Origin of the sequence: Streptomyces sp. NPDC085900 (assembly GCF_044540925.1) — a bacterium.
GTDB classification, from domain to species: Bacteria; Actinomycetota; Actinomycetes; order Streptomycetales; family Streptomycetaceae; genus Streptomyces; species Streptomyces gilvifuscus.
In genome coordinates this window covers 345,505-357,171 of sequence record NZ_JBITSP010000005.1, presented here as the reverse complement: position 1 = coordinate 357,171, position 11,667 = coordinate 345,505, and the positions used below count along the sequence as shown (strand labels likewise).

The following is an 11,667-nucleotide window of genomic DNA, read 5'->3' as shown; positions in this document are numbered from 1 at the left end:
ATGGTCACCCGGTGATGGCGGTGCGCAGGGTCTCGCGGTGCTGCCGGGCCCTGGCCATCACCTCGTCGAGCGCGTCCCGTGTGCGGACGAGGTCGGTGATGTGCTCGGAGAGCCGGTCGCGTTCCTGTGCCATCCGCTCCAGCGCGGCGTCGGAGTGCTCCTCGCTGGGCAGGTCGACGCACGGCAGCAGTTCGGCGATGGTGCGGCTGGACAGGCCTGCCGCGTACAGCCGTTGGATGAACGCGACCCTGTCGACCTCCTCCTCGGTGTAGTGCCGCTGACCGCTGACACTACGCGAGCTGCGGAGCAGCCCCTGCTCCTCGTAGTAGCGCAGGGACCTGATGCTGACCCCCGTACGTGACGCGAGTTCGCCGATGCGCACTGTCGACCTCCCGGCTGTGACCTCGGCCACACTGCCTTGCCCCTGACATCCATGTGAGGTTTTAGCGTAACGCCGTGCCCGAGATCCGGGCACGGCGGACCTTGATGGAGCCATGAAGTGACGACCCTTTTCGACAGTTACCGTCTCGGCGACCTGACACTGCCCAACCGGGTGGTGATGGCCCCGATGACCCGAGTCCGTGCTGCCGCCGGCGGGCTGGCCACGGCGTCGATGGCGACGTACTACGCCCAGCGGGCGACGGCCGGGCTGATCGTGAGTGAGGGCGTGCAGCCGAGTCTCCTCGGGCAGTCGAGTCCCGGCACGCCGGGACTGCACACCGGCGAACAGGTCGCCGCCTGGCGGCCGGTGACCGCCGCCGTGCACACCAACGGCGGACGGATCTTCGCCCAGCTCATGCACAGCGGCCGCGTCTCGCACCCGGACACGACCGGATCGCAGCCGGTCGCACCCTCGGCGGTGGCCGCCGTCGGCGAGGTGTTCACCCCGACCGGCCCGCAACCCGCACCGGTGCCCCGTGCGCTGGAGAGTGCCGAGGTGCCCGAACAGGCCCGGTCGTACGCCGAGGCGGCCCTGCGCGCGGTCGACGCGGGTTTCGACGGCGTGGAACTGCACGGCGCCAACGGCTACTTGATCTCGCAGTTCCTCTCCTCCAACGCCAATCTGCGCACGGACCGCTACGGCGGCTCGGTCACCAACCGGATCCGGTTCGCCGTCGAGGCAGTTGCCGCCACCGTCGACGCCGTCGGCGGGGCCCGGACGGGCATCCGCCTCTCGCCGGGCGGGACGTTCTGGGGGATCGAGGAGAGCGACGTACCCGAGCTCTACAACGCGCTGCTCACCGAACTCGCCCGGCTGGACGTGGCCTACGTCCACCTGGAGGCCACCGCCGACGACGACGTACTGCTCGGCCTGCGCCGCACCTGGCCGGGCACCCTCATCGTCAACCCGGTGCTTCCCATGGGCCCCAAGCAGACGGGCCGTACCGACGCCGACCGCTGGCTGGAACTGGGCGCCGAACTCATCAGTTTCGGCCGGGCGTTCATCGCCAACCCCGACCTCGTCGAGCGCCTGCGCACCGGCGTCCCGATCGCCCCGGTCGACGAAGCCACGTACTACCAGGGCGGCGACGCGGGCTACCTGACCTACCCGTCGTACCAGCACACGGCCTGAGTCCGTCCGCCGGGTGTGGCGGCCACCGGGGCCGGGCGGAAGTCGCTCCCGCCCGGCCCCGGTGGACACCGGTCAAGCGGCGATGAACCGTTCCCACACGCGGTGGGAGCCCATCAGCTCCTGCACCTGCTCCAGCACGGCCGTCCCACTGTCGGCGACCACGACTCCCGGCGCGTCACCGGGAACCCCGGCCGCGTCGAGGGCGTTCTCGCCGCCGGCCCAGGCACCGATCGCCTTGCCGTGCCGGAACGCCTCCGACAGCAGCAGGCCGACCCGGGGATCGGTCGCGGCGACAGCCGCGCCCGAGGGCTGGGCCTTCACGTCACGGGCGCCGAACGCGTCACCGCCGACCCCGGGCAGTCCGGCCACCAGCAGGGCGTCGAACTCGACGGACCGCGCGGTGGCGAACGTCCGCTGGACCGTCACCGCGGCGTCGCCCGAGCCCAGGATGCCGCCCTTGGGCGCGACCACCAGAGGGACCATCCCAGCGCCGAGGATCGCCTCCCGCAGCGCCTGTACGGCGTCCAGATCCCCGTCCGGACCGGTCACGATGCCGACGACGCGACCGTCCGCCGGCCAGGTGTGGCCGACCTGGGAGAGCGCCGGGCTCGGCTCGACCTCCGCCAGCGGCACGCTCGCCTTCGGCGCCGGCAGGCCGAGGCCCTCCGCGACGCTTTCGCACAACTCGGGGTCGATGTTGGCCAGAACCTGCAGCGCACGCTCCTTGACGGCCTGCTCGTAGCACTTGTTGAGCTCGAAGGTGTAGGCCGCGATGATGTGCTCGCGCTCCACCGGGCTCATGCTCAGCCAGAACCGGCGCGGCTGGCTGAAGTGGTCGGCGAACGACTCGGGGGCCTCGCGCACCTTCGTCGCCTCCGGCACGCGCACCGGAGCCTCGACGAACGCACCCGCGTCCGCGCCCGCCGTGAACGGGCAGCCGCCGTCTAGGGAGTTGGGACGGTACGGTGCCACGCCCCGGTGCACGGCCGTCTGGTGCATGCCGTCGCGCAGCATGTCGTTGACGGGTGAGTGCGGACGGTTGATCGGCAGCTGCGGGAAGTTGGGGCCGCCCAGGCGGGTGATCTGGGTGTCCAGGTAGGAGAACAGCCGCCCGGCGAGCAGCGGGTCGTCGGTGATGTCGACGCCCGGGACGAGGTGGCCGACGTGGAAGGCGACCTGCTCGGTCTCGGCGAAGTAGTTCGACGGGTTGCGGTTGAGCGTCAGCAGCCCGACCGGCTGCACGGGGGCGAGTTCCTCGGGCACCAGGTTCGTCGGGTCCAGCAGGTCGATGCCCTCGAAGGTCTGCTCCGGGGTGTCGGGGAAGGTCTGGATGCCCAGTTCCCACTCGGGGTAGGCACCTGCCTCGATGGCGTCGGCGAGGTCGCGGCGGTGGAAGTCGGGATCGACGCCGCTCGCGATCTGCGCCTCCTCCCAGACCAGGGAGTGCACGCCCAGCTTCGGCTTCCAGTGGAACTTCACCAGCGTCGTGGCGCCGTCGGCGGCCACCAGGCGGAAGGTGTGGACGCCGAAGCCCTCCATCATCCGGTACGAGCGCGGGATGCCCCGGTCGGACATGTTCCACAGGGTGTGGTGGGCTGCCTCGGTGTGCAGGGTGACGAAGTCCCAGAAGGTGTCGTGCGCGCTCTGGGCCTGCGGGATCTCCCGGTCCGGGTGCGGCTTGCCGGCGTGGATGACGTCCGGGAACTTGATGGCGTCCTGGATGAAGAAGACGGGCATGTTGTTGCCGACCAGGTCGAAGACACCCTCGTCGGTGTAGAACTTCGTCGCGAAGCCCCGCGTGTCCCGCACGGTGTCGGCCGAGCCCCGGGACCCCAGCACCGTGGAGAACCGTACGAAGACCGGTGTCTCCACGTCCCTGGCCAGGAACGCCGCCTTCGTCACGGACGCCGCGGTGCCGTAGCTGCGGAAGATGCCGTGTGCCGCGGCGCCGCGGGCGTGGACCACGCGCTCCGGGATGCGCTCGTGGTCGAAGTGCATGACCTTCTCGCGCAGGTGGTGGTCCTGAAGCAGGACCGGCCCGCGCGGCCCGGCCTTGAGGGAGTGGTCGGTGTCGTACAGGCGGGTGCCCTGGGCGTCGGTCAGGTACGCCCCGGACTGGGCCACGCGCGCCTGGGCGTCACCGGTCGGCTGCCCCGTCGGCGACATGGTCTCCGGGCCGCTCTGGTCCGGCTTCGGCGGGAGCGGCTCCCGGGGTTCGGTCGGCTCGGCGACCGACGGGGACTCGGGACCCGGCTTCCCCGGGATCCCGTCCTCCGGCCCGGTGTCGCCGCCCTGGACGGCTTCGGTGACTTTCTCGGCTGCCCGCTTGAGGGGGTTGGGCTGACTCATCGATGTACCGATTCCTCTGCTCTGGACCGGCCACGGTCACCGTGGCCACGCATGTCGGGGTCACTCAGGACTGGCGGGTGCGCCTCGATGGGCGAAACATGCCCGAATCCGCCGATATCGGGCCCTCGTCTGTCAACGTCTCACGGCGCGATCACTCGCACACCGGGCGCGTGCCAGGGGAGTGAACCGTTCGGACGGCACAGGTCGAATTCGGTTCGGCACCATGTCGCTCCCTTCGTCGCGCGCCCGATGGGGCCACCGCCACGACTGCGTACCCCGGTGACGGGACTCAAGGCATGCGGAAAGGTGCCGATTGCACGCAAGAGCCGGAGGAGGGCGAAGACCGGCCAGTCGGGACGTGACGGTGGCCGCCTGCCGGGTCCGTTCGGGCAGCGGGGGTGGTCAGGTCGCGGGTGCGAAGGCCGTGATGGCGTCGACGAGGTCGCCCGGTGCTTCGAGCGGAATCAGATGACCGGTGTTCGGGATCACCGTGAAGTCGGCCTGGGAGAGGAAGGGCACCAGGTTGTCGCGGAGCACGTCGACGGGTTCGACACGGTCGTTCTCTCCGGCGACGACGAGAGCGGGAACGCTGACCATGCGGGTGTGCTCGGTGATGTCCTCCGCGATGCCGCGCAGCGGCCACTCGGTCCGGGCCGCGACGGCGCCGGCGCGCGAGTCGGTCAGGATCTGCGCCTTGACGGCCGGGGGCAGTTCGGTCGCGGTGAGAACGTGGTCCCGGGCCCCGGCGACGGACTCGTCGGAGTCGTAGGCGTGGGACAGAGCTTCCCGGTACTCGGGAGTGATCTGCGCGGCGGGCCTCGCCGGACCGGAACCGACGAGGACGATGCCACGCAGGCCGGCGGGCCGGGTCGCCGCGGCCATCTGCGCGACCTTGCCGCCCATCGAGTGCCCGACCAGGACGTGGTCGGTGACCCCCGCGTCGGCGATCACCGCGAGCGTGTCGTCGGCGAGGCGGCGCAGCGTGTACGGGCCGGACATACCGCGCGAACGGCCCCACCCGCGGAAGTCGACCGTGAGCACGTCACGGCCCGGAAGGCGGTCGACGACGAGGTCCCAGGTGCGGGCGGAACCACCCCAGTAGTGCAGGAACACCAGCGTCGGTCCGTTTCCCGGCCGATGGTCGTAAGTGGGCAGGGGTGTCTGCTGCATGGTGTTCATCGTGGCTCTCCCAGTCAGTCCGCGGTGGGCGTTTGGCCTGTGTGTTCATTGAAGCTTCTGCACCGGGGCCGGGCATCGGCATGACTGGTCGACCGATGGTGGAAACTGGACACATGACCGTGATCCGGCAGATGACCTATCAGCCTCCCGGGCGTCATGCCGCCACGGTCGAGACGATGGCCTTCGACCGCCTTCGCGAGCTCAACGACGGCGGCACGCAACGTGCCGACTTCCATGTCCTCGCCGTCGTCGACGGCGGGCGGGGTTGCGTCACGGTGGACTTCCTCCAACACCCTCTGGAGGAGCGGTCGGCGGTGTGGATCCCTCCCGGGGCGGTTCACCGGTGGAACGACATCGCGGACGTGGCGGGGCACCTCGTGCTGTTCGTGCCGACCGCGCCGGTCACCCACGCCACCCGGCAGCTCGTCGCCTCTCCGGACCTGGCCGCACACTGGCGCGTTCCCGACGCCGACTGGCCGTTCGTCGACGCCGCGCGCGGCCACCTCCTCCTGGAGGCATCCGCACCACCGGCGGACCTGCTGACGGAGCTGCCCGAGATCCTTGTCTCCGCGCTCATCGCCCGGCTCCGGCCACCGCACACCGAGGCACGGTTCGCACAGCCGTTGTTCCAGATGTTCCGGGCCGCCGTCGAAGCGCACTTCCGGGAGCATCACGACGCCGGCTACTACGCACGCGCTCTCGGATACGCGCCCCGCACCCTGTCACGAGCGGTGCAGCAGGTCACCGGCCGCACGGCGAAGGCGTACATCGTCGACCGGATCATCCTCGAAGCCAAAAGGCTCCTCGCGCACGACCGCCTCACCGCGGCCCGCTGCGCCGCCGCACTCGGCTTCCCCGACGCGTCCAACTTCTCGGTGTTCTTCACCAAGGCGACAGGCCTGCGACCGGGTGCGTGGCAGGCCGCGATGACCGCGCGGTGAGGATGCCCACCCGGGAGAACGACGCGAAGACCGCCGCTACAGCCGCGCGACCGCTCTGAGGCTCATCGCCGGGTGGCGGCGTCGGTGTCGGGATAGAGGGGGATGACCTGGTCGAGGCCGACCATGCGCAGGACGCGCACCGTGTTCGGGGGAACCGCGGCGAGCGCCAGGTCGGCCTGCGCGGCGTGGGTGTGGTTGTGCGCGGTGATGAGGGCGGTGATGCCGCTGGAGTCGCAGAAGTCCATGCCGGCCAGATCCAGGACGAGGCGCTCGCCCGGCCGGAGAGTGAGCGTGGTCAGCTGGTCGCACAGTTCCGGGGCGGTGGTGTAGTCGAGCGCGCCGGTGATCTCCCAGACGGGACCGGTGCCGGCGTCTCGGACGGATATCTTCAGCGGGTTCATGGGTGACTTCTTGTCGTCGGGGGGGTGGCTGGGCGGGCGGGCACACCGAGAGCGAGCAGAGCGGTGTCGTCGTCCAGTCCGTCGCCGAAACCGTCGAGCAACGCGGTCAGGGCCTGGACGAGGTCGTGTGCGGGGGCTCCGGCGTGGCGGGTGGCGAAGGTGAGCAGGGCGTCTTCGCCGTAGAGGCTGGAGCGGTCGGTGCCGGTACGGGCTTCGGTCAGGCCGTCGGTGTAGAGCAGGAGGGTGTCACCGGGGCAGAGGGTGGTGGTGGCCGTGGTGAAGCCGGCCTCGGGAAGGACACCGACGAGGAGACCGCCCGGGGTCGGCAGGTACCGGGCCGTGCCGTCGGCGCGCAGGACGAGCACGGGTGGGTGGCCGCCCGAGGCCAGCTGTACGAAGACCTGCCCTGTGGTCTCGTCGATTTCGAGGATGCCGAAGATGGCGGTGCAGTAGCGCGGGTCTCCGCCGGCCGCGTACCGCTCGTGCAGCACCTTGTTCAGCGTGGTCAGGGCGGCTTCGGGGTCGGGCTCGTGCAGCGCGGCGGCCCGCAGGGTGTAGCGGGTCAGCGAGGTGAGAGCGGCGGCCTGGGGGCCCTTGCCGCACACGTCGCCGAGGAAGAAGGCGAAGCGTTTGCCGTCCACCGGGAAGACGTCGTAGAAGTCGCCGCCGAGCTGGTCGGGCGAGGCGGTGTGGTAGTACGCGGCCGAGTCCAGGCCGGGGATGAGCGGGAGGGTGTCGGGCAGCAGCGACCGCTGGAGCACGGCGAGGGCGTCCTGCAGCCGCGCGCGGTCGGCCTCCGCCTGTCGGCGGGCCTCTTCCGCGACGATACGGCGGCGCAGAAGTTCCTCTTCGTAGGCGCGGCGGTCCCGGGCGTCGAAGAGGGTGGTGCGGATCAGGAGCGGCTTGCCCATGCTGCCGTACTTGACGACCGAGGAGGCGAGGACCGGTATGCGCCGGCCCTCGGCGTCTCTCAGTTCCAGGGCGATGCCGTTGAGCGCGCCCTGCATCTGCAGCAGCGGCGCGAAGTGCGTCTCGTGGTACAGCCTGCCGCCCACGGTCAGCAGGTCCGTGAACCGCATCCGGCCCACCACCGCGTCACGGGCCATGCCGAGCCAGTCCAGGAGGGTTGCGTTGATCTTCGCGACGGTGCCGTCCATCAGCGTGGACAGATAGCCGCACGGCGCGGATTCGTACAGTTCCTCGGCGCTGTCCTCCAGCAGTGCGGCGAACGCCGCGTTCGCTGTTCCTTCGTCGTCGGAATCCTGGGGGTCGCAGGGATCGGAGGGGTCCGGTTGTTGCCCGGAACGGCACATCATCGCAGGGCCGCCAGGAACTCCAAGAGCGCGTGATTGGTGGCCTCGGGCGCCGAGAGATGCGGGCAGTGCCCGGTGGCATCGAGCGTGACCAGCGTCGAGCCGGGGACAGCGTCGTGGACGAAGGCCCCGACCTGCCGGGGTGCGATGGAGTCGTGGGTGCACTCCAGCACCAGCGTGGGCACCCGCACCTTCTTCAGGTCGTCGCGGGAGTCGGACAGGAACGTGGTGCGGGCGAAGACGCGCGCCATGTCCGGATCGGTGGCGCAGAAGCTGTTCTGCAGCTCCTCGCCGAGCTCGGGGCGCTCCGGATTACCCATGATCACCGGAGCCATCACGGCCGACCAGCCGAGATAATTGGACTCCAGGGACTCCAGCAACTCCTCGATGTCCTGTGCACTGAACCCGCCTCGGTAGCCGTCGTCGTCGATATAGCGCGGGGACGGGGCGACCATCACGAGTGCGCCGATCCGCTCGGGAGCCATGTCGGCGGCAAGCACGCCGATCATCGCGCTGACCGAGTGCCCGACGAACACCGCATCACGCAGGTCGAGTGACTCACATACCTCCACCACGTCCTGGGCGTAGCCGTCCAGGGAGGTGTAGCGGTCCGGGTCGAAGGCGGACAGCTCCGAGCGGCCCGAGCCGACGTAGTCGAACAGCACGACCCGGTGATCACGGGCCAGCGCGGGCACGGTCAATCGCCACATGTTCTGGTCGCAGCCGAACCCGTGGGCCAGTACGACCGTCCGCCCGTCCGGGTTGCCCGTGACGGTGACGTTGTTCCTGCGAGCGATGTCCATGCCGGCCAGTCTCTCAACTCCTGGCCAGTGCTTGCACACCACACCGAATCTGCCCACGGTCCGCCTCCTACCTGCATAAGTGCCTGCTGTGCCGCCGCATCGCTTTGAACACGCTCGAATTCATGGACCCGGCGACGTGAGGGTCGCAGGGTGGGGGCGATGACAGCAGGTCGCGGCCCTTCGGGCGCCAGGTCGTGATGACGGCCGACCGGGGTCGGCCGCGGACGGAGGGACACCACCATGCGCAGGATCACGAGGGGCGCCGCCGCGCTCGCCGTCGCCACGGCCGCCGTGGCAGCCATCGGCACGAGCTCGGCACACGCGAGCGACAGGACCGTCTTCAACTGCCCTGGCGGGGCGGTCTGCATCTACCCCCGGGACGCCGACATCCACTCGAGCACGCCGACGAACGTCTACTACAGCTACGGCGCCCACAACCTGAGCAACCAGTTCGGCAACCACTACGTACTCAACAACCAGTACGGCGGCGCCAACGCCACCGCCGACCTGTGCACGGGCTACGACGGCGTCGACTGCGGCATCACCATCGAGATGAACTACTTCAAGCAGGTCAACCTGACGCCGATCAACTCGATCGTCCTCAACCGACCGTAGCGGCCTGTCCGCGCCAGGGCCGGGACTCTCTGCGGGGGAAGTCCCGGCCCGTCGTCGTGGTAGGGCCTCGTAGGTGGTGGGCCTCGTGGTGATTCCTCACCGTGGATGTCGAGAACGGCCGACCTGCTCCGTCCCAGGGGTGAAGGGGCCGGACCGCGGCCCCGGAGGAACCGACCACGGGAGTGTGGATCATGGAGCAGCAGCAGATCGCCGAGATCCTGAGCCGCCCGATCAGTCAGGAACTGCTGGCTCGTGACGTGACCCGCCTGGCCTACGTCGCCAAGGACGGGACTCCCCGGAACATCCCGATCGCGTTCACGTGGAACGGCTCGCAGATCGTCCTGTGCACCACGAAGAACGCTCCGAAGCTCCCCTCGTTGCGCCGCAATCCCCAGGTCGCCCTGACGATCGACACCGAGGTGCACCCGCCCAAGATCCTGCTCATCCGCGGCCGCGCCGAACTCGACGTCGTCGACGGCATCCCGGACGAGTACCTGCAGATGAACGGCAGCTACGAGATGACCCCCGAGCAACGGGTGGAGTGGGAGGCGGAGGTGCGCTCCCTGTACGACGGCATGGTCCGCATCGTCATCACACCGACCTGGGCGAAGCTGATCGACTTCGAAACCACCCTCCCCACGGCGGTCGAGGAACTGATCCGGCAGCGAGCCGAGCGGGAGGCGTCCTGAGATCGGGCACCCGGCCGGCCGTGACGAGCCGGTAGGCCTTCACAGGTCGGCCGTCCCTCGGGGCCGGCCGCGACCGTGTTCGGGTTCGCTTCCGGCCGTCACGGGTGGGGGCGCAGGCCGTCCAGGATGAGCGTCAGCATGTGGGGGGCGCGGTCTTCAGGGGTGGACGAGGCGCGCCAGAGGGCGCCGGTGAGTTGAAGGAAGTCGCCGGGGTCGGCGTCGCGGCGGATGGTGCCGTCCTCCTTGCCGGCGTCGAGGAGCTGGGTGAGGGCGGCGATGACGGGGCCGTAGCTCTGCTCGGCCATCGCCTGGTGGGCGCCGGCGCTGAGGGCGTCACCGAGGCCGTGCTTCCTGCGCATGGCCTCGACGAGGTCGGTCGTCCAGTGGCGGAGCGCTTCCAGGGGCGGCATCTGGAACAGCAGGTCGGGCACGGTGGCGGTGATGCGTTCCACCTCGTCCTGGTAGACGGCGAGCAGCAGCGCCTCCCGGGTGGGGAAGTTGCGGTACAGCGTGCCTGCTCCGACGCCGGCGCGCTGGGCGATCTGGTTCATCGAGACGCCGCCGTCCTCCGTGAGCGCCTCGCGGGCGGTCGCGAGGATGCGTGCCCGGTTCTCGCGGGCGTCTGAACGAACCACAGGACCTCAACCTCACCTTGCTAAGTGGAGAACTCTCCACTACGGTTATTCGGAGAGCTCTCCACTTACTTTAGAGGGGCGTCATGCACTACATCAAGCTCGGCACGACCGGCATGGACGTGTCACCGATCGCGATCGGCGCGATGACCTACGGCGAGCCCGACCGAGGGCACCCGGTCTGGTCCAAGGGCGAACAGGAGGCGCGGCCGCTCATCCGGCACGCGCTGGAGGCGGGGATCAACTTCTTCGACACCGCGAACATGTACTCCAACGGCTCCAGCGAGGAGATCCTCGGCCGCGCGCTGAAGGACTTCGCCGACCGCGACGCCGTGGTCATCGCCACGAAGCTGCGCCATCCGATGCGGCTGGGCCCGAACGGACGGGGCCTGTCACGCAAGGCGATCATGACCGAGGTCGACCATTCGCTGCGCCGCCTCGGAACCGACTACATCGACCTCTACCAGATTCACCGCAACGACCACTCCACCCCGTGGGAGGAGACGCTCGAAGCACTGAGCGACCTCGTGAAGGCCGGAAAGGTCCGCTACCTCGGTGCCTCCTCCATGCACGCCTGGGAGTTCGCCAAGGCCCTGCACCTGCAGAAGCAGAACGGCTGGGCACGGTTCGTGTCGATGCAGGACCACTACAACCTCCTCGCCCGCGAGGAGGAGCGCGAGATGATCCCGCTGTGCCTGGACGAGGGCGTCGGCACGGTCGTCTGGTCGCCGTTGGCACGCGGCCGCCTCGCCCGCGCGTGGGACGACGCCCGCTCGACGGCACGCTCCGAGACGGACGGCGCGTACGCGGACCTTCTCTACGCGCCGGACCAGGAGGCATCCAACCGCGCGATCATCGACGCCGTCGGACGCGTGGCCGACGCCCACCGCGTCAGCCGCGCCCAGGTCGCGCTCGCCTGGCTGCGACGCCAGGAGGTCGTCACCGCGCCGCTGGTCGGCGCCGGCTCGATCCGGCAGATCGACGAGGCCGTGGCCTCCCTCGAGGTCGAGCTCACCGACGACGAGGTGCGTGCCCTGGAGGCCCCGTACACGCCGCGCTACGACTGGCAGGGCGTCTCGGACGAGGCCGAGTTGGAGGCCATCCGGCAGCGCGTCCCCGGAATGGCCCTCGCGTGAACCCCGTCGTCCGCTCCGACGCCGGAACCAGGAGAC

General features: G+C 69.9%; 12 protein-coding genes. 5 read left to right on the top strand and 7 right to left on the bottom strand.

All coding sequences use genetic code 11. From position 1 onward, the window contains the following. Window positions 1–4: 4 nt before the first annotated feature. The gene (locus tag ACIGDI_RS20120) at window positions 5–382 is read right to left on the bottom strand and encodes a MerR family transcriptional regulator (RefSeq protein ID WP_399898277.1); all 378 of its coding nucleotides are present in this window, start codon (window positions 380–382) and stop codon (window positions 5–7) included. Window positions 383–499: 117 nt separating this feature from the next. On the opposite strand from ACIGDI_RS20120, the gene ACIGDI_RS20115 reads away from it, so the two are divergent. After that, the gene (locus tag ACIGDI_RS20115) at window positions 500–1,573 is read left to right on the top strand and encodes an alkene reductase (RefSeq protein WP_399898275.1); all 1,074 of its coding nucleotides are present in this window, start codon (window positions 500–502) and stop codon (window positions 1,571–1,573) included. Between the two features lie 72 nt (window positions 1,574–1,645). Here ACIGDI_RS20115 and ACIGDI_RS20110 read toward each other — a convergent pair whose 3' ends face one another. Together ACIGDI_RS20110 and ACIGDI_RS20105 are read right to left on the bottom strand one after the other, a co-directional pair. Continuing rightward, on the bottom strand, window positions 1,646–3,922 hold the full coding sequence (locus tag ACIGDI_RS20110; protein WP_399898273.1) for a catalase: 2,277 nt from the start codon (window positions 3,920–3,922) through the stop codon (window positions 1,646–1,648). A 402-nt stretch (window positions 3,923–4,324) separates the two neighbouring features. Continuing rightward, the gene (locus tag ACIGDI_RS20105) at window positions 4,325–5,101 is read right to left on the bottom strand and encodes an alpha/beta fold hydrolase (protein ID WP_399898271.1); all 777 of its coding nucleotides are present in this window, start codon (window positions 5,099–5,101) and stop codon (window positions 4,325–4,327) included. 113 nt (window positions 5,102–5,214) lie between these two features. On the opposite strand from ACIGDI_RS20105, the gene ACIGDI_RS20100 reads away from it, so the two are divergent. Next, on the top strand, window positions 5,215–6,042 hold the full coding sequence (locus ACIGDI_RS20100; RefSeq protein WP_399898269.1) for a helix-turn-helix domain-containing protein: 828 nt from the start codon (window positions 5,215–5,217) through the stop codon (window positions 6,040–6,042). A 62-nt stretch (window positions 6,043–6,104) separates the two neighbouring features. Here ACIGDI_RS20100 and ACIGDI_RS20095 read toward each other — a convergent pair whose 3' ends face one another. The 3 genes from ACIGDI_RS20095 to ACIGDI_RS20085 are packed head-to-tail and all read right to left on the bottom strand — an operon-like array spanning window position 6,105 to window position 8,559. Then, a complete protein-coding gene (locus tag ACIGDI_RS20095; protein WP_399898266.1) occupies window positions 6,105–6,443 on the bottom strand; it encodes an STAS domain-containing protein in 339 nt (112 codons plus the stop codon). Then, the gene (locus ACIGDI_RS20090) at window positions 6,440–7,756 is read right to left on the bottom strand and encodes a PP2C family protein-serine/threonine phosphatase (protein ID WP_399898870.1); all 1,317 of its coding nucleotides are present in this window, start codon (window positions 7,754–7,756) and stop codon (window positions 6,440–6,442) included. Before ACIGDI_RS20090 ends, ACIGDI_RS20095 begins: the two co-directional genes overlap by 4 nt. After that, window positions 7,756–8,559, bottom strand: a complete 804-nt coding sequence (locus ACIGDI_RS20085) for an alpha/beta fold hydrolase (RefSeq protein ID WP_399898264.1) — start codon at window positions 8,557–8,559, stop codon at window positions 7,756–7,758. The genes ACIGDI_RS20090 and ACIGDI_RS20085 overlap by 1 nt, the downstream gene beginning before the upstream one ends. 240 nt (window positions 8,560–8,799) lie before the next feature. Here ACIGDI_RS20085 and ACIGDI_RS20080 point away from each other — a divergent pair, with 240 nt between their 5' ends. Both ACIGDI_RS20080 and ACIGDI_RS20075 read left to right on the top strand, forming a co-directional pair. Further along, window positions 8,800–9,174 carry a hypothetical protein gene (locus ACIGDI_RS20080; protein WP_399898263.1) on the top strand — a complete coding sequence of 125 codons (375 nt, stop codon included), beginning with the start codon at window positions 8,800–8,802 and terminating at the stop codon, window positions 9,172–9,174. A gap of 191 nt (window positions 9,175–9,365) precedes the next feature. Beyond that, a complete protein-coding gene (locus tag ACIGDI_RS20075) occupies window positions 9,366–9,863 on the top strand; it encodes a pyridoxamine 5'-phosphate oxidase family protein (RefSeq protein WP_399898261.1) in 498 nt (165 codons plus the stop codon). 98 nt (window positions 9,864–9,961) lie between these two features. Here ACIGDI_RS20075 and ACIGDI_RS20070 read toward each other — a convergent pair whose 3' ends face one another. Then, complete coding sequence (locus ACIGDI_RS20070; RefSeq protein WP_399898259.1) at window positions 9,962–10,498, bottom strand: TetR/AcrR family transcriptional regulator; 537 nt, start codon at window positions 10,496–10,498, stop codon at window positions 9,962–9,964. Window positions 10,499–10,581: 83 nt separating this feature from the next. On the opposite strand from ACIGDI_RS20070, the gene ACIGDI_RS20065 reads away from it, so the two are divergent. Then, window positions 10,582–11,631, top strand: a complete 1,050-nt coding sequence (locus ACIGDI_RS20065) for an aldo/keto reductase (RefSeq protein WP_399898257.1) — start codon at window positions 10,582–10,584, stop codon at window positions 11,629–11,631. Window positions 11,632–11,667 lie beyond the last annotated feature (36 nt).